Below are 24,979 nucleotides of genomic sequence, written 5' to 3'. Positions count from 1 at the left end.
AGCCGCGCACGACTGCGACCTGATTCATCTTGTTAAACGTCCAGCTTTCGCGCCGCCTCGACCCCAGCCGCACTGAGTTTGATCGGCAGTTGCAGCGAGTGTTCGCCAGCCTCGTTACAGGTCACATGCCCGTGCTGAATCAGCCCGCGATCCTGCAGCGTGGCGAGGGTGCTGGCCACGACTTTCTCCCCCCGGTAATTGTCCAGGACCTCCTTGCCCAAGCCACCTGGATGGGCGTGCAGCAGACGGGTCAGGACTTCTTTCTCAAGGTTTTTATCGACGTTCATGGTTACCTCTTCATGGATGTGGATAGATCGCGTGGGCGAACTATTGGGTGGCACCGCTTTCGGAACCCGGGCCACCGGTGGCGGTGGTCGCCGCGAAGGCGGCAGAGGACAACAGCGTGGCGAGAGCGAGGGCAGTCAAGCGGGACGTGATCATGGTGTCGTCTCCATTCAATTAGAGTCCTTACCTGATGTTGGTCCGCCCCCGATTTGGATTGGTGCCTGATGAACGACGAACGGTTCAGGCCTGCTGAAGTGATTTGGCACTCACGACCCGGCGCCAGATCAATCGGCCCACGGTGATCAGCCAGTTCAGCAACGCTACGGCGAGAACTGTGAACAGAAGCGCCGTCATACCGTGTTCGACGATGATCTTCCCGGCCAGCAACGGAAAACCGAACACGCCGATGAAGTACGACAAGCTGAACAGCAACAACGATTGCGAGGTGGTGCCGTGCGGCGCTTCGTTCGCCGCCAGTCCATTGATCACCGAATACGTCAGCCCGTAACCGACCCCGAGCATCATCGCCGCCAACACGTAGCTGAGCCCGCTGTCGACCACAAAACCGAACAGCACAATCGAGCCCATCATCAACCCCGACAGCAGGCAGGATGCGCGCAACGGATCGCGCTTGACCACGAAGCCGGCAATCAACATTCGGCTGCTGATCGCCGCGCCCATGAAGCCGAAAAAGAACAGTGAGTAGTCCAGTGAGCGAGACGCCGCGTAACTGGTTTGAAAGCTCGACAGGCCGCCGAATACGCACCCGCCGAGGCCGACCATGATGATCGGGAACAGTGCTTTGGACGACAGCACCTGGGCGGTGGCGCGCCAGGAAATTCGTGCGACGGTGGCGGTAGGCGAGGGCGCTTTTTTCAGCTGCGAATCCAGTCGCCAAAACAGCAACACGCCGATCAGACTGGCCAGCGCCGCGAGGTAAAACGCGGCGGTCACTGGATAACCCAGCGCACTGGCCGCACGGCCCAGCAACGGACCGCTGCCGATCCCGGTCATCATGCTGCCGGACAGCAGCGCGAAGTACTTGGCGCGTTGGGCGGGCGTTACCAGACTCGCAACGATAATCGGCCCCAAGGTGTAAAACACCCCCCAACCCAGCCCCAAAAGCAGTCCGAAAAACAGCAACAGAGTGCCGAACCCAGGCGTCACCGCGAAGCCCAGGCTGGCCGCCACCAACAACACGCCAAACAGCGCAATCGAACGCGCCGCACCGAGCAGATCGGACAGGTGTCCGGAGACAATCACCGCCGCGAACGTACTGAGCATTGCCGCCGAAATCACGCTGCCGGCATCGTGTTCGTTGCCGCCGCGTGAGCCGATCAACAGCGACAACAAAAACGTCGAGCCGTAGGACAGCGACAGCAAATAACTGGCAAGGCAAAACAGGCCGAACAACCTGCTTGAGACGTGGGGCGTAGCGGTAGACATGACGCGGTTCCTTGACCCGATAAACGTGCTAATCCTCTATCTACCATGCACGTCGCCAACGTTAGGTCTGAGGTTATCGATGCCAGGGTTAGCGCCGGCCGGAGTAATGGGTTCCGCCGATGCCGATTTCTTCCTTGAACAGCTCCATGAAACCCTTCAAACGCTCATGCCTGATCCGCGCCAGTCGTTGGCCGGTTGGCGTCTGGAAACCGTCCGCCAGGTGCAGCAGCTTGGTCTGAAAGTGATCGAGGCAAAAGCGCTTGTCATCGTAGTCCCGCGCTTTCGCTTCCGGGTCTTGCGGGTCGTACAGCGCGCTGCCCATGCGTCCGGCGATGTAGAAAGTCCGCGCTACCCCAAGCATGCCGAGGGAGTCGAGGCGGTCAGCGTCCTGCATGATCTTCGCTTCGAGCGAGGTCGGGGTGATGTTGGCGGAAAAGCTGTGAGCTTCAATGGCGTGGGCGACCGCACTGATTTTTGCGAATAGCCAATCCAAATCAGCCAACACGACAGATGCCTTCTCGGCGGCCAGTCTTGATGCCTGCGAACGTAGCGGCGAATTCTTCTCCACCGCCACGCAATCATGCAAAAGCACCGCCGCCAGCAGCACATCAAGATTGCCACCTTCTTCAGCATGAAGCAGGCGCACGTTGTGCCACACCCGTTGCAGATGGGACAGATCGTGAGCGCCATCCTCCGACGGTTCCAGCGCGTGGGGCAGCAGCTCGGCGGCGAGACTTTGCAACGGCGCAAAAGCATCAGTGGTCATAAACTTCCTGCTAAGTGAATGCATTCGTGTCAGCGACACAACCCTGTAGCAGCTGGCGAAGCCTGCGTTCGGCTGCGAAGCAGTCGTGAAACCTCAACACGCAATTTTCCTGTAACACCGCACCGTCTGATTTCACGACTGCTGCGCAGCCGAACGCAGGCTTCGCCAGCTGCTACACATGCTCCATGGATCAGCTTTGAATTTCCAGTGTGACGAGCGTCACGCGCCGACTTAGTATGGCGTTTTCAACTTTCGACAAAGGCCCGTCCATGACGATCGACATCCGCCCGGCGACCCCTAGCGATGCGCCGCAAATCCTCGGGTTCATCACTGAACTGGCCGACTACGAACGTGCCCGCCACGAAGTCATCGCCAGCGTTGCCGACATCGAACGCAGCCTGTTCAGCGAAGGCGCTACCGCCCACGGCCTGATTTGCCTGCGCGACGGCGTGCCGATCGGTTTCGCGGTGTTCTTCTTCAGCTATTCCACCTGGCTCGGCAGCAATTGCCTGTACCTCGAAGACCTCTACATCACCCCCGAACAGCGCGGCGGCGGCGCCGGAAAAACCCTGCTGCGCCACCTGGCGAAAATCGCTTGTGCCAATGACTGCGGACGCTTCGAGTGGAGCGTGCTGGACTGGAACAAACCGGCGATCGAGTTTTATAAATCGTTGGGTGCGCAGCCACAGGAAGAGTGGGTTCGGTACCGGATGGATGGGGCGGTGTTGCGGGAGTTTGCCGAGGGGAGTTGATGCACGTTTCGCCCCGACGCTGAATCCAGTTGTCGCCACCGGTCTAGTTCGTCATCCTGTGCGCCTTTGCGCGCTCACGGATGACACCTGCAATGCCTATGGCATCTTCATCTCTCGACATCCGTCACGATCGCCATCGACTCTCTGGTTTGGTTGAACGTCGTTGGTGCGTTTCTTTTGCACCCTGAATGTTTGCCACCATCGCTTTAAAACTCAAAAGCAAGGAGCTTTGACTTGAGTGGAAAACCTGCTGCACGCGTTACCGACCCTACTTCATGCCCGTTGCCAGGACATGGCACCAATCCAATTGTTTCTGGATCGCCAGATGTTTTCTTCGATGGTCTGGCCGCTGCTCGCATGACGGACAAATCTGCCTGTGGCAGCCCAATTACCGGCGCTGTTTCGGGAACGGTATTCATCAATGGTCTCAACGCTGCAACCCTCGATAGTACGGGAGGTCACGGTAACGTGGTCGTTGGCGGCTCCGGTACGGTCATTATTGGCCAGAGTGGCGGAGGCGCTGCGTTTAGTGGGTTGTTGCCGATGCCGGTGCACTTTACTGACAGGTTGCAGGTAGTTGACGAGGCGAACGGCGAGCCCGTCCCCTATCACCCCTACACCATTCAGCGGGGCGACGGTAGCGAAGAGCATGGCATCACGGACGCCTCCGGGTTTACCCATACCGTCAGTTCGCATTTGGCTGAGACTATTAAACTGTTTGTGGAGTGATTGGGGATGACGGGTGAAAATGCGGCGGTAAAGGAAGGGTTGCCGAAAAGAGAGGCGGCTGAACATGCACTGACGGACCCAAAAGACATATGCATCAAAACGGTTCCGATTCGATTAAAGAAAATAGTCATATTTTTTATTGGTGGGGCAGGGGATCAGGAAAGTTACTACATGAGTGGGCCGAACTGGAACGTCAGTTATGTTCGTGATGATGTTTTAGCGGATGCTGAAACTCTGAACTATCTCTGTCGTTGCCCTGTGCGGGTAATGTCCTACAATAAATTCATAACCAATGAAAGCTTGGCAAAAAATGTACTAAGTGAGATTCCTGATACCTCTACAGCGGTTTACATTATCGGTCATAGTCTGGGTGGGTGGAACGGGGCGCATCTGTCTAGTGTGTTGACGGATAAAGGGTACAAAATACGGATGTTGATTACTCTGGATCCGGTGGGTGAAGGAAAAATAGTCTATGGTATTTCCAATATTTACCGGTTGACGCCAAAACCCAAAGCAGAATTCTGGATCAATGTCCGAGCCGCGAAAATAAATGACCGGAATGTATCTGACTTTGTTGCGGACTTTGGCGAGCAATGGGAGATTACATCGGGTCCGAATGTGAGTGGCAAGGTGGATGTCAATCATGCCGATGCAAATATCATGTTCGCGAAACCACTAGACGGTGGCAAGTCTGCCCGTCAGCTGTTGGCGGAGTCCATACTTAGCTACTTTAGAGAGAAATAACCATGCGGGGTTTTGTATTTTTTATTCTTGTCGCTTTGTGTTCTTCATGCTCTTCAAATCACGATAGACCCATTGCGACGCTTAACTACGAAAGCGTGGAAATTACCCCGAGCGGGAATGCCTATAAGATTATGTTTACTAGCGATATTGATCTGTTGGGGCTGTTCAAGTCCCGAATCGGCGAAGGGCTGGTATGTGCCTTGGAGGATGATTTTGATTTTTCTATCGGGCATTACATAAAACGCTCAGGAAGAGGGGCTGTAGAGTTTGTGAAAGCTCCTGAAGGTGATCACTATGTTTCAAGAATTATTTTTCGTGAGGCTGAAGATATACCCGGGAAGGAAACTATTCTCACTGGGCATGCATTGAATGAAGTCCTTGCTAAGCGTGAGTTTATGATTTGTACGTTCAGGGTCCATACGACTCCTTACAAAACGTACTTTTCAAACAACATGCGCGTGCCGACAGCCGATTTGTTGAAGGCGTCTACTAAATAGTAAAGCGGATATCTACGCACAGGCTGCTTGCTGGGAAGAAGTAGCCTTGATTATTTGCTGGCTTCCCAATTGCCACTGATTAACCCATCAAGTGTTTGCCGCACGGTAATCTTGAAAGCCCGGGCCTTACCCTCATCAAAGGCCGATCGTTAGTGTCGATCCATCCTCGCCCGGCCGGTTTTTGTAGGCCCAGGTATCGCCTACTTTCAGTTCTTTCGATGCGCTGAACGCGGCGGCGGACCAGAGTGCACTGCAAAACAGCAGTGCCTTTAAAGCAATCTTCATTTTTCTTCCTTGAGGGCAGGGTGCCGTTCCGATGGCCGGCATTTTAAAGCGTTGGCAGAGGAAATCCTGCCACACTTGTAAATCCCATAATATGGGAGTGATATTTATATATTGAGATTTCTGCGCTTCAGGGTTTATAGTCCAGCTCACTCACTGCCAATAAACAGAACAGGTGAAGCGATGCTGGCGCAATTGATCGCGCTCGATTGGGGGACGACCTCATTACGTGCTTACAAACTCGCCGCGGGTGGCCAGATGCTGGAACAGCGTTCGCTGTCGTCCGGAATCATGCAGTTGCCCCGGACGCCGCGAATCATCAACGGTCAGGAATGCGCCGACGGTTTTGAACTGGCCTTCGATGAGGCGTGCGGTGACTGGCTCGACGCGCAGTCGGAGTTGCCGGTGATTGCCTGTGGCATGGTCGGCAGCGCCCAGGGCTGGCGCGAAGCGGCTTACTGCGACACGCCGGCAAACGTCGCCAATCTCGGAACTTCCCTACAAACCATTCGCAGTCTTCGCGGTGTCGATGTGCACATCGTGCCGGGTGTGATTCAGCGTTCACGCTTGCCAAACGTAATGCGCGGCGAAGAAACCCAAGTGCTGGGCGTCCTGCAAAGTCTACCGTTCGATCAGGGCCGTGATCTCTTGATCGGCCTGCCGGGCAGTCATTCGAAATGGGTGGAAGTGGCCGCCGGTTGCATCGTGCATTTCGATACCTTCATGACCGGCGAGATCTTCGCCGTGCTCAGCGAACACAGCATTCTGGGGCGCACCCAGCAAAAGGGCACGTCCTTCGATGGCCACGCGTTTGATCGGGGTGTGCAAGTGGCGCTGTCGGCGGAGGGCGAGATCGGTCCGTTGTCGACGCTGTTCAGCGCCCGCAGCCTGGGGCTGACCGGTGAGCTCGGTGCGACCGCCCAACCAGATTATTTATCCGGCCTGCTGATCGGCCATGAGCTGTCAGCGCTGGCAAATGTTCAGCGACGCCGACGCAATAGCGTTCATCTGCCGTCGATCATCCTTATTGGTAACACCGCACTTTGTGCCCGCTACAGCCGGGCCCTCGATGCCTGCGGTTTTGCCCGCGTGACCCTGGCCGAACAAGCCACCGAACGCGGGTTGTGGCAGTTGGCGGTCGCCGCCGGACTGATCGCCGCACACCCACCCCGTTAAACCTGACTGGAGGTCTGACATGCTCAAGCAAGCACTGGCGCAAAACGGTCTGATCGCGATCCTGCGCGGCCTGCGCCCGCAGGAAGCGGCCGCCATCGGCGAAGTCCTGTACGCCGCCGGATTTCGCGTCATCGAAGTGCCGCTCAATTCCCCTGAGCCGTACGAAAGTATCCGCATCCTGCGCAGTACCTTGCCCGCCGATTGCCTGATCGGTGCGGGCACGGTGCTGACGCCGGAACAGGTCGAGCAAGTGAAAGCGGCAGGCGGCCAGGTGATCGTCATGCCCCACAGCGATGCCAAGGTGTTGCGTGCGGCGAAGGCGGCGGGGTTGTACCTGTCGCCGGGTGTGGCGACGCCGACCGAAGCCTTTGCCGCACTGGCCGAAGGCGCGGACGTGCTGAAGATGTTCCCGGCCGAGCAAATGGGCCCGGCTGTCGTCAAGGCCTGGCTCGCGGTGCTGCCGGCCGGAACCATTCTGGCGCCGGTCGGCGGGATCACACCGGACAACATGCAGGTGTTTATCGACGCCGGTGTCAAAGGTTTCGGACTGGGTTCCGGGTTATTCAAACCGGGTATGACTCCAGAGGAAGTGGCGGTGAACGCCAAGACCTACGTGGCTGCCTGGAAAGCCCTTCGCTAAGACTTTTTGGCGCTGCGAGCGCTGCATCTATAAGAGCTGCACTTATAAAAAGAGAGCAAAAGATGAAAATCACCAAACTCACCACCTTCATCGTTCCGCCGCGTTGGTGCTTCCTCAAGGTCGAAACCGACGAAGGTGTGACCGGTTGGGGCGAGCCCGTGGTCGAAGGCCGCGCGCACACCGTCGCGGCGGCCGTTGAAGAATTGTCCGACTACCTGATCGGAAAAGACCCACGCAACATCGAAGACATCTGGACCGTGCTCTACCGCGGCGGCTTCTACCGTGGCGGCGCGATCCACATGAGTGCGCTGGCCGGTATCGATCAGGCGTTGTGGGACATCAAGGGCAAAGCCTTGGGTGTGTCGGTCAGCGATCTGCTGGGCGGCCAGGTGCGCGACAAGATTCGTGTGTACTCATGGATCGGCGGCGACCGCCCGGCGGACACCGCTCGTGCGGCGAAAGAAGCGGTGGAGCGTGGTTTCACTGCGGTGAAAATGAACGGCACCGAAGAGCTGCAATTCCTCGATTCCTTCGAGAAAGTCGACCTGGCCCTGGCCAACGTCGCCGCCGTGCGTGATGCGGTGGGCCCGAACGTCGGCATTGGCGTCGACTTCCATGGCCGGGTGCACAAGCCCATGGCCAAGGTGCTGATGAAGGAACTCGACCCGTACAAACTGATGTTCATCGAAGAGCCGGTGCTCAGCGAAAACTACGAAGCGCTGAAGGAACTGGCGCCGCTGACCAGCACCCCGATTGCCCTCGGCGAGCGCTTGTTCTCGCGCTGGGATTTCAAACGCGTGCTGAGCGAAGGTTACGTCGACATCATCCAGCCGGACGCGTCCCACGCCGGTGGCATCACCGAAACCCGCAAGATCGCCAACATGGCCGAAGCGTACGACGTCGCGCTGGCGCTGCATTGCCCGTTGGGTCCGATTGCCCTGGCGGCGTGCCTGCAACTGGACGCGGTTTGCTACAACGCGTTCATCCAGGAGCAGAGCCTGGGCATCCATTACAACGAGAGCAATGATCTGCTCGATTACGTGAAAGATCCGCGGGTGTTCGACTACGACAAAGGCTTCGTGAAAATCCCCAACGGCCCGGGCCTGGGCATCGAGATCAACGAGGAATACGTGATCGAACGCGCCGCTGTAGGCCATCGCTGGCGCAACCCGATCTGGCGCCATGCCGATGGCAGTTTTGCCGAGTGGTGATTTGACACTGCCCTTGTAGGAGCGAGGCTTGCCCGCGAAGGCGTCAGTGGCAACGCCGTTGAGAATAAGGCAGACCGAGGTGCAGCCTTCGCGGGCAAGCCTCGCTCCTACAGAGTTTTGTGTTCGACCTTTGACCTCAATAAACATAAGAAGAGGCATTCCCCATGCAACCGCAAACCCTCACCGGGCAGGCGTCGTTGGTGGCGCCCAGCCGCAAGCGTTTTTTCATCATGGTGCTGCTGTTCATCACCGTGGTCATCAACTACCTCGACCGCAGCAATCTCTCCATCGCCGCCCCGGCGCTGACCAGCGAGCTGGGCATCGACCCGATCCATGTCGGACTGATTTTCTCGGCGTTCGGCTGGACCTACGCCGCCATGCAAATCCCCGGCGGCTGGCTGGTGGATCGTGTTCCGCCAAGGATTCTCTACAGCGTCGCGCTGCTGCTATGGTCGATCGCCACCGTCATGCTCGGCTTCGCCGCCAGTTTCATCGCACTGTTCGTCTTGCGCATGGCGGTCGGTGCCCTGGAAGCGCCGGCGTATCCGATCAACAGCCGGGTGGTCACAACCTGGTTCCCGGAGCGCGAGCGCGCCACGGCCATCGGTTTCTATACCTCCGGGCAATTCGTCGGTCTGGCGTTCCTGACGCCGGTATTGGCCTGGCTGCAGCATCAATATGGCTGGCACATGGTGTTTGTCAGCACCGGTGCGGTGGGCATTCTCTGGGCTGTGATCTGGTACGCGGTGTATCGCGAGCCACGGGACTTCAAGGGCGCCAACGACGCCGAAATCGAGCTGATCCGTGAAGGCGGGGGGCTGGTGGATATCCAGGCCGAACAAGCCAAAGTGAAAGCGAAATTCAGCTGGACCGACCTCGGCATCGTTCTGACCAAACGCAAGTTGTGGGGCATCTATCTCGGCCAGTTCTGCCTCAATTCGACGCTGTGGTTTTTCCTGACGTGGTTCCCCACCTACCTGGTGAAATACCGCGGCATGGACTTCATCAAGTCTGGCCTGTTGGCGTCGCTGCCGTTTCTCGCCGCGTTTATTGGTGTGCTGTGTTCCGGGTTCTTCTCCGATTTCCTGATCCGTCGCGGCTACACGGTGGGCTTCGCTCGTAAATTGCCGATCATTGGTGGCTTGCTGATTTCCACCTCGATCATCGGCGCCAATTTCGTTGAATCGACACCGCTGGTGATTGCCTTCCTCGCATTGGCTTTCTTCGGAAACGGGCTGGCTTCGATCACCTGGTCGCTGGTATCAACCCTGGCCCCGGCGCGGTTGCTGGGATTGACCGGCGGGGTGTTCAACTTCATTGGCAACCTGTCGGCGATTACCACGCCGATCGTCATCGGTTTCCTGGCGACCGGTGATTCGTTTGCCCCGGCGATCACCTACATCTCGGTTCTGGCGTTGATCGGTGCGCTTTCCTACATCTTGCTGGTCGGCAAGGTCGAGCGTATCAAGTTGTAGTAGCCGCCATCGGGCGACCATAATGCCGCCCGTTCACTCGCTCAACGGTAAAGGCTGGATATGCAGGAAGACGCCCCAAAAATCGCCAAGGACGCCGCACCGACCGGCACCCAGACACTGCTTCGTGGCCTGGGTGTGGTTCAGGCCGTGGCCAGTGGCGCCCGCGATCTCAAGGAAATCGCCCGGCTGATCGGCACGACGCGCAGCACCACCCATCGTCTGGCCAGTTGCCTGGTGGACGAGCGTTACCTGCGCGTAGTGCCGCAAGTCGGTTACTTGCTGGGGCCGAAGCTGATCGAGCTGGGTTTCCAGGCGCGTGAAGAATTGCCGCTGGTGACCCTGGCCGGGCCGTATCTGGATGAATTGTCGGCGTTGACCGGCGACACCATTCATCTGGCGATTCGTGAGGGCGACGAGGTGCTGTACCTGCACAAGAATCCGGGGCGCAATGGCCCGGAAATGCGCTCGCGGGTCGGCCATCGCATGCCGTTGGCGCGCACCGGGATCGGCAAGGCGCTGATGCTCGATGACTCGCAGGAAGAATGGCAGCGGCTGTACGAAGTCAGCCTGCCGGCCGGTGGGAAAAATCTGTTCTGGCCGCAGCACCCGGAGCAGTCCTGGGAGCAGTTTCAACAGCGCATGATTGAGTACGTGGCGGGCGGTTATGCCTTTGACCTGGAAGACAACGAACCGTCGATCCGTTGTGTCGCGGCGCCGATCCGCGATGCCAGCAAACGCATCGTTGCCGGCATCAGCATCGCCAGCACGGTGCCGTACATGCCGCTGGAAAAAATGGCCGAGCTGATTCCCCTGATTAAAGGGGTCACGGCCCGGCTCTCGGCAGAACTCGGCGCTAAGGTTTAAACCTTAAGCGTCGCCATATCGATGACGAAGCGGTACTTCACGTCACCCGCGATCATGCGGGCGTAAGCCTCGTTGATCTGGCGGATGTCGAGCATTTCGATGTCGCAGGTGATGTTGTGCTCGGCGCAGAAATCCAGCACTTCCTGGGTTTCGGCAATGCCGCCGATCAGCGAGCCGGCGAGTACTCGGCGGCCCAGCACCAACTTGGCCGCGTGGACCGGTGGATCAATCGGTTCAATCAAGCCCACGAGAATGTGCACGCCGTCGAAACGCAGCGTATCGAGGTAGGGATTGAGGTCGTGCTGCACCGGAATGGTGTCCAGCAGGAAGTCGAAATGTCCTGCCGCCGCCTTCATCTGATCAGCATCGGTGGATACGATCACGTGGTCCGCGCCCTGACGACGACCTTCTTCAGCCTTGCTCGCCGAACGGGTGAACAACGTGACTTCGGCGCCCATCGCCTTGGCGAACTTGATGCCCATGTGGCCAAGGCCGCCCATGCCGAGAATCCCGACCTTGTCGCCGGCCTTCACGCCGTAATGCTTGAGCGGGGAATAGGTGGTGATGCCGGCGCAAAGAATTGGCGCGGCACTGGCCAAGGCGAGTTTTTCCGGGATGCGCACGACGAAGTGCTCGCTGACCACGATGCTGTCGGAGTAGCCGCCCATGGTGTTGCTGCCATCGACCCGGTCCGGGGTGGCGTACGTCATGGTCGGACCTTCGAGGCAGTATTGCTCGAGGTTAGCCTGGCAGGCTTCACAGCTGCGGCAGGAATCGACCATGCAGCCGACACCGACCAGGTCGCCGACTTTATGCCGGGTAACGTTCGCACCGACGGCGGTCACTTTGCCTACGATCTCGTGGCCGGGCATCAGCGGATATACGGCAATGCCCCACTCGTTGCGGGCCTGGTGGATGTCGGAATGGCAGACGCCGCAGTAGAGAATATCGATCGCAACGTCGTCGGCCCTTGGGCTGCGGCGGTCGAATTTCACGGGGGCGAGGGGAGTGGTGGCCGATTGAGCGGCGTATCCGATGGCGGTGTACATGGTGAACCTCGCAGAAGCAGTGACAAGTGAGGCGGCGCATTTTGGGCGCCGTATCCGCCACCGGCCATGGCGATTCCTCCGGGTGTCATGCCTAATCCTCCGGTAACAGCGTTCGATTGATCAAATGGGCGATCAGACCTGCGATGATGCTTTCATCCCATTTCCCCAGAAGTTTTTCTCATGTTGTTAACGCGTCATCTCGATGCCAATGCCACGCTGGTTTCGCTGATTGAGCCGCTGACCACTCGCGATGGTTTCGCCCCTACGGCGTTGCCGGGCGTGCAGGTTTTACGAGCCAGTTGCGACGTGGCCCGTGGTCCTCAGATCTACGAACCGAGCCTGGTCATCATTGCCCAAGGCAGCAAACTGGCGTATCTGGGGCCGCGAACGCTGGAGTACGGCGCCGGGCATTATCTGATCCAGGCATTGCCGGTGCCTTTTGAGTGCGAAACGTTTTCGGCGCCGGGTGGGCCGATGCTCGGAGTGTCCATTGCCATCGACCGAGTGCTGCTCGGGGAGCTGGTGTTGGCCATGGGGCTGGTGCTGCCGGGGCGCACGATTCCTGCGCAAACGCCGGAGTCCATGACCTCGGCAGTGCTAGACGATGACATGCGCGGTTGCGTGGAGCGGCTGTTGGGTTGCCTGCACGATCCGCTGGAATGCCAGATCATGGGGCCGGCACGTTTGCGTGAGTTGTTATTTGTCGCCTTGCGCGGGCCGCAAGCTGATGTGTTGCGTGCGCTGGTGGAACAGCAGGGGCAGTTCGCCCGGATTGCGGCATCGCTCAGCCATTTGCATGCGCATTACACCGAACCCTTGAACGTCGAGACGTTGGCCAGTTGCGCGAACATGAGCGCGTCAACGTTCCATGAGCATTTCAAGCGCAGCACGTTGTTGTCGCCGGTGCAGTACTTGAAGCGTCTGCGATTGCTCAAGGCGCAGACGTTGCTGGTCGCCGAGGGGTTGGGCGTGGCGCAAGTGGCGCATAGGGTGGGGTATCAGAGCACGTCGCAGTTCAGTCGCGAGTACAAGCGCTACTTCGAGCGGAATCCGGGCGACGAGCGCGCTGCCTGATTTGGCAATGGGACCCTTGTAGGAGTGAGCCTGCTCGCGATTGCGGTGGGTCAGCTTGCATTAATGTTGAATGATAAATTGCCATCGCGAGCAGGCTCGCTCCCACAGGGGAATGATGCCGGACCTTGAATTGCGGGCAACAAAAAGGCCCCCATGTCGGGAGCCTTGATGTTCAGGCGTTCGGCTTACATGTTCGGGTAAGTCGGGCCGCCAGCACCTTCCGGTGCCACCCAGGTGATGTTCTGTGCAGGGTCCTTGATGTCGCAGGTCTTGCAGTGAACGCAGTTTTGGGCGTTGATCTGGAAGCGCTTCTCGCCGTCTTCCTTGGTCACCACTTCGTACACGCCGGCCGGGCAATAACGCTGGGCAGGTTCATCGTACATCGGCAGGTTCTTGGCGATCGGGATGCTTGGGTCGGTCAGCTTCAGGTGGCACGGCTGTTCTTCTTCGTGGTTGGTACCGGAGATGAAGACCGAGCTGAGTTTGTCGAAGCTGATCTTGCCGTCCGGTTTCGGGTAGTCGATCTTCTTGCAGTCGGCCGCGAGCTTGAGGCACGCGTAGTCCGGCTTGTTGTCGTGCAAGGTGAACGGCAGCTTGCCGCCGAAGATGTTCTGGTCCAGCCAGTTGAAACCGCCGCCGACGATGGCGCCGAACTTGTGGATCGCCGGGCCAAAGTTGCGGCTGGCGAACAGTTCGTCGTAGAGCCAGCTCTTCTTGAAGGCGTCGACGTAAGTGGTCAGCTCTTCGGTGCCGTCTTTTTCAGCGAACAGCGCCTCGGCCACGGATTCAGCGGCGAGCATGCCGGACTTCATCGCGGTGTGGCTGCCTTTGATCTTGGCGAAGTTCAGGGTGCCGAGATCGCAACCGATCAGCGCGCCGCCCTTGAACACCATTTTCGGCAGCGAGTTCAGGCCGCCTTTGCAGATGGCGCGAGCACCGTAGCTGATGCGCTTGCCGCCTTCCAGGTACTGCTTGAGCACCGGGTGATGCTTGAGGCGCTGGAACTCGTCGAACGGCGACAGGTACGTGTTGCTGTAGGAAAGATCGACGATCAGACCGACGACCACCTGGTTGTTTTCCAGGTGATAGAGGAATGAGCCGCCGGTGTTCTCGGTGCCCATGATGTCCATCGGCCAGCCAGCGGTGTGGACGACCAGGCCTGGTTGGTGCTTGGCCGGGTCGATTTCCCAGATTTCTTTCAGGCCAATGCCGTAGTGCTGGGCGTCGGCTTCGCTGTCGAGGTTGAAGCGCTTGATCAGTTGCTTGCCGATGTGGCCGCGGCAACCTTCAGCGAACAGCGTGTACTTGCCGCGCAGTTCCATGCCCGGGGTGTACAGGCCTTCTTTCGGGTGACCTTCGCGGTCAACGCCCAGATCGCCGGTGATGATCCCGCGAACCACGCCGTTCTCGTCGAACAGCGCTTCCTGAGCGGCGAAGCCCGGGTAGATTTCTACGCCCAGGTTTTCGGCCTGCTGAGCCAGCCAGCGGCACAGGTTGCCCAAGGAGATGATGTAGTTGCCGTCGTTGTGCATGGTCTTGGGCACAAAGAAGTCGGGAATTTTTTGCGCGCTGTCGGCGTTCTTGAGGACGAAAATGTCATCGCGGGTAACCGGCGTGTTCAGCGGGGCGCCAAGTTCTTTCCAGTCCGGGAACAATTCGTTCAGGGCGCGGGGTTCGAAGATCGCGCCGGACAGAATATGTGCGCCGACTTCGGAGCCTTTTTCGACCACGCAGACGCTGATTTCCTTACCGGCTTCAGCGGCCTTCTGCTTCAAGCGGCAGGCGGCGGAAAGACCCGCGGGGCCGGCACCGACGATGACCACGTCGAATTCCATGTATTCGCGTTCCACAGGTTATCTCCTACTCAAGGCTCAACAGTTTTTTTCTAATTGGAGGTTTGGTGTCGCATCCATGAATTCCTTCGCAATGCGCGGAACAGGACAATCGATAGACCACCTTTCTCTCTGGGTGGCGCATTATATCTACACCACTCCTAGCGTCCAATACAAACGTTTGTTTGAATTGGCTCAAAGCCAGAGAAATCAAAGTCACGCGGCTTATGAACGGCTATTTTGCCGTATTGACCGGAATAGGCGTTCCGGTCAAGATACGGTCGGTTTTGCGCTCGCCGTAGGCTGACTGTAGGTTTCAAGAGCACCTCTAAAGACAGGGCGATGGCAGTACAAGGTGATTGGCTGCGCAGGTTTGGCGCGCAGTTTACACGCCGCGATAATGAATGACTCGTCGGTCATCACTGACGAACGGTCATTCGCCTCGTGAGCAAGGTTCACCCGATACACCTGCCAGCGTTTTTAGAGGTGCCCTTGCGCCGATGAGCATCAAACCGCCAGGTTCGCCTAGGCGACTTTCTTTTCACCGGAGAGTAACGAGGAATCCATGAAGGTTCTTGTAGCTGTCAAACGCGTTGTGGATTACAACGTCAAGGTTCGCGTCAAGGCGGACAATTCCGGCGTCGACCTCGCCAACGTCAAGATGTCGATGAACCCGTTCTGCGAAATCGCAGTGGAAGAAGCCGTACGCCTGAAAGAGAAAGGCGTTGCGACTGAAATCGTCGTCGTCTCCATCGGCCCGACCACCGCTCAAGAGCAACTGCGCACCGCGCTGGCTCTGGGTGCTGACCGCGCCATCCTCGTCGAATCCGCCGAAGACCTGACGTCGCTGGCCGTTGCCAAGCTGTTGAAAGCTGTTGTCGACAAGGAACAGCCTCAGCTGGTGATCCTTGGCAAACAAGCCATCGACAGCGACAACAACCAGACTGGCCAGATGCTCGCTGCATTGAGCGGTTACGGTCAGGGCACTTTCGCTTCGAAAGTCGAAATCAGCGGCGACAGCGTTGCCGTGACTCGCGAAGTCGACGGCGGCGCGCAGACGGTTTCCCTGAAACTGCCGGCCATCGTCACCACCGACCTGCGTTTGAACGAGCCGCGCTACGCGTCCCTGCCAAACATCATGAAAGCCAAGAAGAAGCCTCTCGAAGTGCTGACTCCGGATGCTTTGGGCGTTTCCACCGCCTCCACCAACAAGACCGTGAAAGTCGAAGCGCCTGCTGCACGCAGCGCGGGTATCAAGGTCAAGTCGGTGGCTGAACTGGTCGAGAAACTGAAAAACGAAGCGAAGGTAATCTAATCATGACTATCTTGGTAATCGCTGAACACGACAACAAGGTAGTGGCTCCGGCCACCCTGAACACCGTGGCTGCCGCTGCGAAAATCGGCGGTGACATCCACGTACTGGTCGCTGGCCAGAACGTTGGCGCTGTGGCTGAAGCCGCTGCGAAAATCGCTGGCGTGGCGAAAGTGCTGGTGGCCGACAACGCCGCCTACGCTCACCAACTGCCGGAAAACGTAGCGCCACTGGTTGCAGAGTTGGGCAAGGGCTACAGCCACATCCTGGCTGCCGCGACTTCCAACGGCAAAAACATCCTGCCGCGCGTTGCCGCTCAGCTGGACGTTGACCAGATCTCCGAGATCATCTCGGTTGAAAGCGCTGACACTTTCAAGCGCCCGATCTACGCCGGTAACGCGATCGCTACCGTTCAATCGAACGCGGCGGTCAAAGTGATCACCGTGCGTGCCACCGGTTTCGACCCGGTTGCTGCCGAAGGTGGTTCGGCCGCTGTTGAAGCGGTTGCTGCTGCTCATGACGCAGGCACTTCGAGCTTCGTTGGCGAAGAACTGGCCAAGTCCGATCGTCCGGAACTGACCGCTGCCAAAATCGTCGTTTCCGGCGGTCGCGGCATGCAGAACGGCGACAACTTCAAACACCTGTACGCCTTGGCCGACAAGCTGGGCGCTGCCGTTGGTGCTTCCCGCGCCGCGGTCGACGCAGGTTTTGTACCCAACGACATGCAGGTCGGTCAGACCGGCAAGATCGTTGCTCCACAGCTGTACATCGCCGTCGGTATTTCCGGCGCAATCCAGCACCTGGCCGGCATGAAAGACTCCAAAGTGATCGTTGCGATCAACAAGGACGAAGAAGCGCCGATCTTCCAGGTGGCCGATTACGGCCTGGTGGCAGACCTGTTCGAGGCAATCCCCGAGTTCGAGAAGCTGGTCTAATCCAGTCGCTTGACTTATAAAGAGCCCGACCTTTTGGTCGGGCTTTTTTTTGTTCCGGATTTGAGTGGGAGAGTGTCGCCATGGATCTGCGCCGCGTGTGTGGCTGGTCATTACTGCTGGGGCTGACGGTGCTGCCGGCGCTGGCCGTGGCCGCCGGCAAGTGCGAACGCCTGGTGGTGACCGGCAGTCCGGACGCGCCGCCGTACTTGTGGCAAGACCCGCAAAACCCCAAGCAGTTGATCGGTGCCAGTGCTGACCTGTTGCAACATGTGGCAGGGGAGTTGGGCATCAAGGTCGAATTGCTTTACGCCGGCAAGCGCTCCCAGGCCCTGGACGAAGTGCGCAGCGGACGCATGGACATGCTGGCCGATGCGCCGTTGACAGTCAGCGAGCTGGACACTCTGGATTACATCCATCCGCCGCTGCTGGAAAACGACTATCTGGTCTGGACTCGAAAAGACTCGGCATTGGTCTACAACGAAGCGCAAGACCTTCACGGCCATCCAGGCGCCGTGTCGGAAAAGTCTCGAATGACCCAGGCATTTGGCACCTTCGCAGAGCAGCAATTGACCCTCATGCGTACGCCGAACCTGACTCAGGCCTTTCAGAAGTTGCTGTTGGGTGAGGTGGAATTTGTCCTCGCGGGACGCTACTCGGGCATGGCAGCCGCGCAAACCCTGAGCATGGCCAACGACCTGATCGCTCGCCCCCAACCGGTCGATAAACCCGGCCTGTTTCTCGCGGTTTCCCATAACTCCGCTTGCAACGATCCGTGGTTGCGCGGACAGCTGGCCAAAAAGATGACAGAATTGCCCGCGTCCGGACTGACGGAAACCGTGCTGTTGCGCAATATAGAGCGCTGGAAGGTTCAACTCTCTCAACGGCAACAGCAACCCGTCAGTACCCCAAAACAGTAGGGATTTTTAGTGAGTATTCGACCTCTTTTCGCTGCCCTGGCCGTTCTGGCTCTGGCGGGTTGTGCAGCCGATCCGGCGCCGAATGAACAAATACGCCTGACCGAACAGGCACTCGTGCAAGCCAAAGCCGTGGGCGCCACCGCCGACGATGTGCCGGAAATGAAACTGGCCGAAGACAAGTTTTCCCGTGCCCAGGGCGACATGGCGGATCAGTCCTACAGGCATGCGCGCATGCGTGCCGAACAAGCCGAACTGGACGCGCGCCTGGCTGAAGCCAAGGTCCTGACCCTCAAGAGTGAGGAGCAGCTGAACGTGCTCAATACCCGCATCACTCGCCTGCGCAAGCAACTGGGAGATGCCCAATGAGCCTCAAGTCCAAAGCACTCGGCGGTTTGATCCTGGCAGGTTGCGCGAGCCTTTACGGCTGCGCCGGCCAACACAGCGAGGCCGTGCTGCAACAGGCCGGAACGGACTTCCAGAAGGTCAAGGAAGACTCCAATGTGCTACGAATCGCGCCCAAGGACGTGATCCGTGCCGGTGAATCCCTGGCCCGCGCCGATCGTCTTTCCAGCTATTGGGGCAGCGGCTCGGATGTGGTGCATTACGCCTACCTGAGCAAGCGCTACAGCGAAATCGCCCGTGAGCACACTAATCAGGTACTCAACGAAGAGCGTGCGGCGAAGCTCGAACTGGAACGTCAGCGCCTGCAACTGGCCCTGCGCGAGTCCAAGTTGCTCAGCGTGCAGCAGCAGGGCAAGTGGCTCGAAGAACAGATCGTTGCACTGGCAACTACGCAGACCGACCGTGGTCTGGTGATGACTCTGGGCGATGTGTTGTTCGACACCGGCGAGGCGGAGCTGAAGAATTCGGCGAACCGCGTGGTGCTGAAAATTGTGCAGTTCCTGCAGCTCAATCCCAAGCGCGTCGTCCGCATCGAGGGCTACACCGACAGCACGGGCGGCAAGCAGGACAACCTCAAACTGTCCCGTGACCGTGCGCAATCGGTGGCAGACGTGCTGATCGATCTGGGTATCGACGACAAACGTATCAAAGTCGAAGGTTACGGCGATGAATACCCGGTGGACGTGAACGCTTCCGAGCGTGGTCGCGCACAGAACCGTCGGGTGGAAATTGTGTTCTCCGACGAAAAAGGCCAGCTCGGCGCCGCCCGCTAAGGGTCGCGCTACGATAATTGCTGGCGCCAGAGCTCCTGTAGCAGCTGTCGAGTGAAACGAGGCTGCGATTTTCTTTCGCTCTGAACTCAGGTGGAACTGTAATATCGCAGCCTCGTTTCACTCGACAGCTGCTACAACCCGGCCTGCCCGTCAGCGCCGGGTTTTTTTGCGCCTGCCAATTGCCTCTCAAAACAGTACAGTTTTTGCTGACACTGCACTGTACGGTCGACTATTGTGGCAACTGTCCCAGTACACTTCTAAACTGTTCCGGTATTGTTTCACACAAGAATAAAATGCCCGTGAAATCGAGTGCTGCGTCATGACCAATCTCTTGCTCTACCAACGTATTGCTCAGCAACTGGCCGAAGACATCCGACGTGGTGTCTATCAACCGGGGGAACGCGTGCCTTCGGTGCGCAAGATGAGCTCGCAGCTCAACGTCAGCCACGCGACCGTTTTGCAGGCCTATGCCAATCTTGAGGATCAAGGGCTGATCCGTGCCCGGCCGCAGTCGGGTTACTACGTGCACCAGACCCCGGCCCTGACGGCGCCAACGCCGGACATCGCCCGGGTCGAGCGGCCCGGTCTGGTCACTCGCAGCAGCATCATTCAGCAAGTGCTGGTCGAATCCCGTCGCGAGGGCGTTTTCCCCTTGGGCGCAGCGGTGCCGAGCGTCGACTATCTGCCGGTCCGCGCCTTGCATCAGCAATTGGCCAAAGTCACCCGGTTCCATAGCCCCCGTGCCTTCAGCTACATGTTCAGCCCCGGTTTTGAGCCGTTGCGCCGACAAGTGGCGATTCGCATGCGTGATGCCGGCGTGGTGGTCGATCCGTCCGAAGTGGTGATCACCCACGGCTGCGTCGATGCGTTGCAGATGTCGCTTCGCGTGCTGACTCGGCCGGGCGACCTGATCGCCGCCGAGTCGCCGACTTATTATGGTTTGCTGCAGTTGGCCGACCTGCTGGGCCTCAAAGTCATCGAGATCCCCAGCGACCCGGCGACCGGCATGAGCCTCGAAGCCCTGCAATTGGCGGCCAACCAATGGTCGATCAAGGCACTGGTACTGACCACTCGTCTGAGTAATCCACTGGGCGGCACCATGCCCGAAGAGCGGCAGAAACAACTGCTGCGCCTGGCCTCGGATTTCGATATCCAGATCGTTGAGGACGATATCTACGGCGAGTTGATGTTCGAACAAGGCCGGACCAAATCGCTTAAAGCCTACGACCGGCTGGATCGGGTGATCTATTGCTCGAGCTTCTCCAAAACCCTGTCACCGGGCGTGCGGATTGGCTGGATGATCGCCGGCAAATACCAGCAAGAGATTCAGCGTTTGCAGACGTTCAGCACGCATTCGGCGTGCAGCGTCACGCAAATGGGCATCGCCGCCTACCTGGAGAATGGCGGTTACGACCGTCACCTGCGTTACATCCGTCAGGAATACCGCAAGAACCTCAGCGCCTTCCAGCTGGCTGTGCAGCAGTATTTCCCGGAAGGCACGCAGATGACCCGGCCCACGGGCGGCTTCATTCTGTGGGTCAGTTTGCCGGGGCGGGTCAACACTCAGGAACTGCACGTACGTGCGTTGCAGCAGGGCATCAGCATCGCGCCGGGGCTGATTTTCAGTAACACCGAGCAGTTCAATCACTGCATCCGCCTGAACTGCGGCACGCCCTGGAACCGTGAAGCCGAGCGCGCATTGATGACGTTGGGGATGTTGGCCACGCAGCTCTGCCAGGAGATGGCCGGCGGTTTCTGACAGAACGGCTGGTCGTTTCGTACACGTGCTTGTCATGTTGCGTACAACAGGCGAGCATATGGCCCTCTGCCGTTAGCGTCGTTGGAAACATGAAACCGATTTTTCCTGCCGTCTGCCTGTCGATCTGTCTCTTCATGACCGTTCATGCCCAAGGCGTCATGGCGGCTTCGACTCAGGAAAAACCGGCAGCCAGCAGCGAAACCTCGAAAAAACCAGCGGCCGTCAAGAAAGCCGCTGCGGTCAAAAAGAACGCCGCGCCGGTCAAAAAGAAAGCAGCAGTGGTGAAAAAACGACCGCCGATTGCCTCCAAGTCCCAACCCGCCAGTGAGGTCGTGAAAACCAAGCTTCCTTCGGTCGACCTGGATTTGAGCCTGCCCCAAGACATGGCGGAGGAGCTAAAACCGATCGGTACGGTCCCATTGCCACGGCGCGACGCTGTGTTGCCACAAATGTTCGGTGACAAGAGCGCGCCGTTTCAGCTCAACGGAAGGCTGATCAGCAACGAAATGCAGTTGCAACTGCGAAACGAAGAGCGCCGTGAAGTCGAAGGCGCGGCGCTGGAATTCGAGTTCAAGCGGTAATTCCTTCCCATCTGTGACCTGCTGGCCAGACACTTTGTCGGAGACTGGTCAGTCACGTCCGTCTGAGCGAAAAAACCCCGGTGCAGGTAATTTTAAACAACCGTTTTAGCGGTTACTCTGTGCCTCGTCCATTAACACATCGCCCGTCGCGAGGAGCTTGTCGTCATGAAATGCCGTGAAGGCTGTGGCGCCTGTTGCATTGCCCCTTCCATCAGTTCACCGATTCCCGGCATGCCCAATGGCAAAGCCGCTGGAGAACGTTGCGTCCAACTGTCTGTCGATAACCTGTGCAGCATTTTCGGCGATTCGAAACGTCCTGCCGTGTGCTCGGCGTTTGAGGCCGACGTCGAAGTCTGCGGAAGCAGCGGTGACGAAGCGATCAAGCTGTTGGGTTGGTGGGAGCAAATGACGGCTGCGTGATGTGTTCTACGAACGGAACTTCAACAATAAGGAATAACATTATGGGTTCGCTGCATCGTATGGCTGTGCTGTGTGGTTTGACGGTCGTGCTGGCCGCCACGGCCGCCCAGGCCGAGGACTGGAAAGTTGCCAAGAATGAAGACGGCATCAAGGTGTCCCTGAGCGAAGTGGCCGGTTCCGATTACAAGGCCTACCAGGGCGTTACCCTGATGAAGACCACCATGGCCAAATTGCGCGCGCTGCAGGAGGACGTGTCAGGCGCCTGCTCCTGGATTCACGAGTGCAAAACGCAGAAATTGCTCAAGCACGAAGGCGATCAGAGCTGGACCTACACCCAATTCAATACCCCGTGGCCGGTGACACCGCGTGATTCGGTGTTGCATATCACCACCACCGAAGGCGCCGATGGCAGCCTGACTCGCAAGCTTGAAGGCGTGCCGAAGTACATTCCTGAGGAAAAGGGTTTCGTGCGGGTCACCAAGGTCGACGGTTTCTGGAAGTTCGTCCCCAAGGGTGACCAGATCGAAGTGACCTACCAGGTGCACACCGAGCCAGGCGGCAGCATCCCATCGATGGTCGCCAACAAATTCGTGGTCGATGCGCCATTCAACACGCTCAAAGCCCTGAAAGAACGCGCCGAGAAGTAACCGCGCGCTGTTTCATGAAACGCCCCGACCTTTCGGGGCGTTTGTTTTTGAGATTATTTTGTTTCCGGATATACGTTGCACGAAATTTTCACAATGCCTCCAAGACAATTCGTCCGCGTCAGCATTGCGGGCACTAATCAATGGCAATGCAGCGGGTGATCGTGCAACATTTGCGCACCGCGCAAGCCCCGGGGCCGAGAACTGGCCAACAGAGGGCAGGGCGCCGCTTCACTTTTGAAACTTCAACTTCCAATGGGTCCTAAAACGACATGGCAATCCCGGACGCCCTGAATCAGCAGCGAGCTTCTAGTCGCCTGCTGCAACCGACCGTCAAATCGCATCTGGCCTACACGCTGTTGTGCGCCTTGGTCATGATGGTCATGTTCAGCCTGCTGCGCGTCGCGCTGCTGGTCTACAACCGCGAGATGATCCTCGACACACCGGCCTCGACCTTTTTTGAGGCGTTCGCCAATGGCCTGCGTTTCGACCTGCGCCTGGTGGTCTACCTCAGCATTCCGTTGATTCTGGCGTTGTTCAGCGCCCGGGCCATGGCCGCTCGCGGGTTCTTCCGCTTCTGGCTGACCATTGCCTCGAGCATCGCGCTGTTCCTCGGCCTGATGGAGATGGATTTCTACCGCGAGTTTCACCAGCGCCTCAACGGCCTGGTCTTCCAGTACGTGAAGGAAGACCCGAAAACCGTGATGAGCATGCTCTGGTATGGTTTTCCCGTGGTTCGCTACCTGCTGGCCTGGGCGTTCGGCACGTTGATCCTGACCCTCGCATTCAAGGGCGCCGACCGTGCGACCCGTCCACGCGGTCCGTTCAGCGGCGGCAGCATCGGCACGCGCCAGGTCGCACCGTGGTATGCACGAGGCGTCGTATTCGTGGTTTGCCTGCTGGTCTGCGTGGTCGCTGCTCGTGGCACCCTGCGTCAGGGCCCGCCGATGCGTTGGGGTGACGTCTACACCACCGACTCGAACTTCGCCAACCAGTTGGGCCTCAACGGCACGCTCTCGCTGATCGCGGCGGCCAAGAGCCGGATGTCCGAAGAACGCGACAACATCTGGAAAGCCACAGTAGAACAGCCACTGGCCCAGCAGATCGTCCGCGATATGTTGCTGACCCCAAGCGACAAACTGGTGGATGGCGAAACCGCGGCCGTGCGTCGTAACTACTCCCCGGCCGCTGACAAGACCCTGCCGATCAAGAACGTGGTTGTGATCCTGATGGAAAGCTTCGCCGGTCATTCGGTGGGCGCGCTGGGTCGTCCGGGTAACGTCACACCGTACTTCGACAAGCTGTCGAAAGAAGGTCTGCTGTTCGACCGTTTCTTCTCCAACGGCACCCACACTCACCAGGGCATGTTTGCCACCATGGCCTGCTTCCCGAACCTGCCAGGTTTCGAATACCTGATGCAGACCCCGGAAGGCAGCCACAAACTGTCCGGCCTGCCGCAGTTGCTCAGCGCCCGTGACTACGACGATGTGTACGTCTACAACGGCGACTTCGCCTGGGACAACCAGTCGGGTTTCTTCAGCAACCAGGGCATGACCAACTTCATCGGTCGTAACGACTTCGTTAACCCGGTGTTCTCCGACCCGACCTGGGGCGTGTCCGACCAGGACATGTTCAACCGCGGTCTGGAAGAGTTGAAAGCCCGCGATGGCAAGGACAAAAAACCGTTCTATGCCTTGCTGCAAACCCTGTCCAACCACACGCCGTACGCCTTGCCGACGCCGTTGCCGGTCGAGCGCGTGACCGACCGTGGCAGCCTCAACGAACATTTGACCGCCATGCGTTACTCCGACTGGGCGCTGGGTCAGTTCTTCGAGAAGGCGCGCAAAGAGCCGTACTTCAAGGAAACCCTGTTCGTGGTGGTCGGCGACCATGGTTTTGGCAACGAGCAGCAGATCACCGAAATGGACCTGGGCCGGTTCAACGTCCCGATGCTGCTGATCGGGCCGAGCGTGCAGGACAAATTCGGCCAGGTTGACCACACCGTGGGCACTCAGATCGACATCGTGCCGACCATCATGGGTCGCATCGGCGGCGACGTGCTTCACCAGTGCTGGGGTCGTGACTTGCTGAACCTGCCGGAAGGCGACAAGGGCTTTGGCGTGATCAAGCCTTCGGGCAGTGATCAAACCGTAGCGCTGCTGACCGCGGATCGTGTGTTGGTGCTGCCTAAGGAAATGCCGCCCAAGCTGTATCAGTACGAACTGGGCGCCAATTCGAAAGGTGAAGTGATTCCGGCGTCGGCTGACGAAGCGGCACTGAAGCAAAAGCTTGAGTCGTTCATCCAGACGGCCACCAAGAGCCTGATCGACAACACCGCCGGTGTGGTTGACGGCAAGCCGGACTAAGATTTCGGCGCAATAAAAAAGAGGCCCTTTTTCAAGGGCCTCTTTTTT

General features: G+C 58.5%; 26 protein-coding genes. 20 read left to right on the top strand and 6 right to left on the bottom strand.

Going from position 1 to position 24,979, the window contains the following annotated elements; all coding sequences use genetic code 11:
* Positions 1-32 precede the first annotated feature (32 nt).
* From ACYZTY_RS20015 to ACYZTY_RS20005, 3 genes are all read right to left on the bottom strand, one after another.
* Complete coding sequence (locus ACYZTY_RS20015; RefSeq protein WP_403108116.1) at positions 33-287, bottom strand: hypothetical protein; 255 nt, start codon at positions 285-287, stop codon at positions 33-35.
* Positions 288-525: 238 nt separating this feature from the next.
* Complete coding sequence (locus ACYZTY_RS20010; RefSeq protein WP_461955161.1) at positions 526-1,731, bottom strand: MFS transporter; 1,206 nt, start codon at positions 1,729-1,731, stop codon at positions 526-528.
* An 88-nt stretch (positions 1,732-1,819) separates the two neighbouring features.
* Positions 1,820-2,497 carry an HD domain-containing protein gene (locus ACYZTY_RS20005; RefSeq protein WP_461955160.1) on the bottom strand — a complete coding sequence of 226 codons (678 nt, stop codon included), beginning with the start codon at positions 2,495-2,497 and terminating at the stop codon, positions 1,820-1,822.
* A gap of 269 nt (positions 2,498-2,766) precedes the next feature.
* Here ACYZTY_RS20005 and ACYZTY_RS20000 point away from each other — a divergent pair, with 269 nt between their 5' ends.
* The 4 genes from ACYZTY_RS20000 (at position 2,767) to ACYZTY_RS19985 (ending at position 5,219) form a co-directional block, all read left to right on the top strand.
* The gene (locus ACYZTY_RS20000; RefSeq protein WP_461959364.1) at positions 2,767-3,249 is read left to right on the top strand and encodes a GNAT family N-acetyltransferase; all 483 of its coding nucleotides are present in this window, start codon (positions 2,767-2,769) and stop codon (positions 3,247-3,249) included.
* 234 nt (positions 3,250-3,483) lie between these two features.
* Positions 3,484-3,978 carry a PAAR domain-containing protein gene (locus tag ACYZTY_RS19995; protein ID WP_461955159.1) on the top strand — a complete coding sequence of 165 codons (495 nt, stop codon included), beginning with the start codon at positions 3,484-3,486 and terminating at the stop codon, positions 3,976-3,978.
* A 6-nt stretch (positions 3,979-3,984) separates the two neighbouring features.
* Positions 3,985-4,722, top strand: coding sequence for an alpha/beta hydrolase family protein (locus tag ACYZTY_RS19990; protein WP_461955158.1), 738 nt, complete (start codon positions 3,985-3,987; stop codon positions 4,720-4,722).
* A 2-nt stretch (positions 4,723-4,724) separates the two neighbouring features.
* A complete protein-coding gene (locus ACYZTY_RS19985; RefSeq protein WP_461955157.1) occupies positions 4,725-5,219 on the top strand; it encodes a hypothetical protein in 495 nt (164 codons plus the stop codon).
* Between the two features lie 135 nt (positions 5,220-5,354).
* On the opposite strand, the gene ACYZTY_RS19980 is transcribed toward ACYZTY_RS19985, so the two are convergent.
* Entirely contained in the window at positions 5,355-5,504 is a 150-nt protein-coding gene (locus ACYZTY_RS19980) for a hypothetical protein (protein WP_461955156.1), read from the bottom strand.
* A 180-nt stretch (positions 5,505-5,684) separates the two neighbouring features.
* Between ACYZTY_RS19980 and ACYZTY_RS19975 the strand changes: the two genes are divergently transcribed.
* From ACYZTY_RS19975 to ACYZTY_RS19955, 5 genes are all read left to right on the top strand, one after another.
* Positions 5,685-6,677, top strand: a complete 993-nt coding sequence (locus ACYZTY_RS19975) for a 2-dehydro-3-deoxygalactonokinase (protein ID WP_461955155.1) — start codon at positions 5,685-5,687, stop codon at positions 6,675-6,677.
* Between the two features lie 19 nt (positions 6,678-6,696).
* Entirely contained in the window at positions 6,697-7,317 is a 621-nt protein-coding gene (locus tag ACYZTY_RS19970) for a 2-dehydro-3-deoxy-6-phosphogalactonate aldolase (protein ID WP_461955154.1), read from the top strand.
* Positions 7,318-7,379: 62 nt separating this feature from the next.
* Positions 7,380-8,528, top strand: coding sequence for a galactonate dehydratase (gene dgoD / locus ACYZTY_RS19965; RefSeq protein ID WP_008152275.1), 1,149 nt, complete (start codon positions 7,380-7,382; stop codon positions 8,526-8,528).
* 164 nt (positions 8,529-8,692) lie between these two features.
* Positions 8,693-10,003: an MFS transporter gene (locus ACYZTY_RS19960; RefSeq protein WP_131061328.1), complete on the top strand. Its 1,311-nt coding sequence runs from the start codon at positions 8,693-8,695 to the stop codon at positions 10,001-10,003.
* Positions 10,004-10,063: 60 nt separating this feature from the next.
* Entirely contained in the window at positions 10,064-10,867 is an 804-nt protein-coding gene (locus ACYZTY_RS19955; protein ID WP_461955153.1) for an IclR family transcriptional regulator, read from the top strand.
* Here the strand turns inward: ACYZTY_RS19955 and ACYZTY_RS19950 are convergent.
* The gene (locus ACYZTY_RS19950) at positions 10,864-11,916 is read right to left on the bottom strand and encodes an NAD(P)-dependent alcohol dehydrogenase (protein WP_461955152.1); all 1,053 of its coding nucleotides are present in this window, start codon (positions 11,914-11,916) and stop codon (positions 10,864-10,866) included. The genes ACYZTY_RS19955 and ACYZTY_RS19950 overlap by 4 nt on opposite strands.
* A 180-nt stretch (positions 11,917-12,096) precedes the next feature.
* Between ACYZTY_RS19950 and ACYZTY_RS19945 the strand changes: the two genes are divergently transcribed.
* Positions 12,097-12,990 (top strand): AraC family transcriptional regulator, encoded by an 894-nt coding sequence (locus ACYZTY_RS19945; RefSeq protein ID WP_461955151.1) that lies wholly within the window; start codon positions 12,097-12,099, stop codon positions 12,988-12,990.
* 185 nt (positions 12,991-13,175) lie between these two features.
* On the opposite strand, the gene ACYZTY_RS19940 is transcribed toward ACYZTY_RS19945, so the two are convergent.
* A complete protein-coding gene (locus ACYZTY_RS19940) occupies positions 13,176-14,840 on the bottom strand; it encodes an electron transfer flavoprotein-ubiquinone oxidoreductase (protein ID WP_461955150.1) in 1,665 nt (554 codons plus the stop codon).
* A 547-nt stretch (positions 14,841-15,387) separates the two neighbouring features.
* On the opposite strand from ACYZTY_RS19940, the gene ACYZTY_RS19935 reads away from it, so the two are divergent.
* From ACYZTY_RS19935 to ACYZTY_RS19890, 10 genes are all read left to right on the top strand, one after another.
* Positions 15,388-16,137, top strand: coding sequence for an electron transfer flavoprotein subunit beta/FixA family protein (locus tag ACYZTY_RS19935; RefSeq protein WP_064676439.1), 750 nt, complete (start codon positions 15,388-15,390; stop codon positions 16,135-16,137).
* Positions 16,138-16,139: 2 nt separating this feature from the next.
* Positions 16,140-17,069 carry an electron transfer flavoprotein subunit alpha/FixB family protein gene (locus ACYZTY_RS19930; RefSeq protein WP_461955149.1) on the top strand — a complete coding sequence of 310 codons (930 nt, stop codon included), beginning with the start codon at positions 16,140-16,142 and terminating at the stop codon, positions 17,067-17,069.
* A gap of 80 nt (positions 17,070-17,149) precedes the next feature.
* Complete coding sequence (locus ACYZTY_RS19925) at positions 17,150-17,986, top strand: substrate-binding periplasmic protein (protein WP_461955148.1); 837 nt, start codon at positions 17,150-17,152, stop codon at positions 17,984-17,986.
* Positions 17,987-17,995: 9 nt separating this feature from the next.
* Positions 17,996-18,352, top strand: coding sequence for a DUF4398 domain-containing protein (locus ACYZTY_RS19920; RefSeq protein WP_461955147.1), 357 nt, complete (start codon positions 17,996-17,998; stop codon positions 18,350-18,352).
* A complete protein-coding gene (locus ACYZTY_RS19915) occupies positions 18,349-19,161 on the top strand; it encodes an OmpA family protein (RefSeq protein WP_461955146.1) in 813 nt (270 codons plus the stop codon). Before ACYZTY_RS19920 ends, ACYZTY_RS19915 begins: the two co-directional genes overlap by 4 nt.
* A gap of 319 nt (positions 19,162-19,480) precedes the next feature.
* Positions 19,481-20,920, top strand: coding sequence for an aminotransferase-like domain-containing protein (locus tag ACYZTY_RS19910; RefSeq protein ID WP_028620632.1), 1,440 nt, complete (start codon positions 19,481-19,483; stop codon positions 20,918-20,920).
* Positions 20,921-21,009: 89 nt separating this feature from the next.
* Positions 21,010-21,501, top strand: coding sequence for a translation initiation factor 2 (locus ACYZTY_RS19905; RefSeq protein WP_461955145.1), 492 nt, complete (start codon positions 21,010-21,012; stop codon positions 21,499-21,501).
* Between the two features lie 165 nt (positions 21,502-21,666).
* Positions 21,667-21,921 carry a YkgJ family cysteine cluster protein gene (locus ACYZTY_RS19900; protein WP_461955144.1) on the top strand — a complete coding sequence of 85 codons (255 nt, stop codon included), beginning with the start codon at positions 21,667-21,669 and terminating at the stop codon, positions 21,919-21,921.
* A 41-nt stretch (positions 21,922-21,962) separates the two neighbouring features.
* Positions 21,963-22,568: an START domain-containing protein gene (locus ACYZTY_RS19895; protein WP_461955143.1), complete on the top strand. Its 606-nt coding sequence runs from the start codon at positions 21,963-21,965 to the stop codon at positions 22,566-22,568.
* A gap of 269 nt (positions 22,569-22,837) precedes the next feature.
* Complete coding sequence (locus tag ACYZTY_RS19890; RefSeq protein WP_461955142.1) at positions 22,838-24,931, top strand: LTA synthase family protein; 2,094 nt, start codon at positions 22,838-22,840, stop codon at positions 24,929-24,931.
* Positions 24,932-24,979 lie beyond the last annotated feature (48 nt).

This window comes from Pseudomonas sp. LB1P83, assembly GCF_054897885.1.
Note: the sequence above shows the minus strand (reverse complement) of the source record. Positions and strands in the feature narration are given on the sequence as shown.

Bases quoted from the DNA above. Each gene is read 5' to 3' on its own strand.
- ACYZTY_RS19985 (WP_461955157.1), top strand. From the start codon at position 4,725: ATGCGGGGTTTTGTATTTTTTATTCTTGTCGCTTTGTGTTCTTCATGC.
- ACYZTY_RS19905 (WP_461955145.1), top strand. From the start codon at position 21,010: ATGAAACCGATTTTTCCTGCCGTCTGCCTGTCGATCTGTCTCTTCATG.
- ACYZTY_RS20010 (WP_461955161.1), bottom strand. From the start codon at position 1,731: ATGTCTACCGCTACGCCCCACGTCTCAAGCAGGTTGTTCGGCCTGTTT.
- ACYZTY_RS19955 (WP_461955153.1), top strand. From the start codon at position 10,064: ATGCAGGAAGACGCCCCAAAAATCGCCAAGGACGCCGCACCGACCGGC.
- ACYZTY_RS19900 (WP_461955144.1), top strand. From the start codon at position 21,667: ATGAAATGCCGTGAAGGCTGTGGCGCCTGTTGCATTGCCCCTTCCATC.
- ACYZTY_RS19935 (WP_064676439.1), top strand. From the start codon at position 15,388: ATGAAGGTTCTTGTAGCTGTCAAACGCGTTGTGGATTACAACGTCAAG.
- ACYZTY_RS19945 (WP_461955151.1), top strand. From the start codon at position 12,097: ATGTTGTTAACGCGTCATCTCGATGCCAATGCCACGCTGGTTTCGCTG.
- ACYZTY_RS19895 (WP_461955143.1), top strand. From the start codon at position 21,963: ATGGGTTCGCTGCATCGTATGGCTGTGCTGTGTGGTTTGACGGTCGTG.
- ACYZTY_RS19990 (WP_461955158.1), top strand. From the start codon at position 3,985: ATGACGGGTGAAAATGCGGCGGTAAAGGAAGGGTTGCCGAAAAGAGAG.
- ACYZTY_RS19950 (WP_461955152.1), bottom strand. From the start codon at position 11,916: ATGTACACCGCCATCGGATACGCCGCTCAATCGGCCACCACTCCCCTC.
- ACYZTY_RS19975 (WP_461955155.1), top strand. From the start codon at position 5,685: ATGCTGGCGCAATTGATCGCGCTCGATTGGGGGACGACCTCATTACGT.
- ACYZTY_RS19970 (WP_461955154.1), top strand. From the start codon at position 6,697: ATGCTCAAGCAAGCACTGGCGCAAAACGGTCTGATCGCGATCCTGCGC.
- ACYZTY_RS19980 (WP_461955156.1), bottom strand. From the start codon at position 5,504: ATGAAGATTGCTTTAAAGGCACTGCTGTTTTGCAGTGCACTCTGGTCC.
- ACYZTY_RS19890 (WP_461955142.1), top strand. From the start codon at position 22,838: ATGGCAATCCCGGACGCCCTGAATCAGCAGCGAGCTTCTAGTCGCCTG.
- ACYZTY_RS20015 (WP_403108116.1), bottom strand. From the start codon at position 287: ATGAACGTCGATAAAAACCTTGAGAAAGAAGTCCTGACCCGTCTGCTG.
- ACYZTY_RS20000 (WP_461959364.1), top strand. From the start codon at position 2,767: ATGACGATCGACATCCGCCCGGCGACCCCTAGCGATGCGCCGCAAATC.
- dgoD (WP_008152275.1), top strand. From the start codon at position 7,380: ATGAAAATCACCAAACTCACCACCTTCATCGTTCCGCCGCGTTGGTGC.
- ACYZTY_RS19910 (WP_028620632.1), top strand. From the start codon at position 19,481: ATGACCAATCTCTTGCTCTACCAACGTATTGCTCAGCAACTGGCCGAA.
- ACYZTY_RS19925 (WP_461955148.1), top strand. From the start codon at position 17,150: ATGGATCTGCGCCGCGTGTGTGGCTGGTCATTACTGCTGGGGCTGACG.
- ACYZTY_RS19930 (WP_461955149.1), top strand. From the start codon at position 16,140: ATGACTATCTTGGTAATCGCTGAACACGACAACAAGGTAGTGGCTCCG.
- ACYZTY_RS19915 (WP_461955146.1), top strand. From the start codon at position 18,349: ATGAGCCTCAAGTCCAAAGCACTCGGCGGTTTGATCCTGGCAGGTTGC.
- ACYZTY_RS20005 (WP_461955160.1), bottom strand. From the start codon at position 2,497: ATGACCACTGATGCTTTTGCGCCGTTGCAAAGTCTCGCCGCCGAGCTG.
- ACYZTY_RS19960 (WP_131061328.1), top strand. From the start codon at position 8,693: ATGCAACCGCAAACCCTCACCGGGCAGGCGTCGTTGGTGGCGCCCAGC.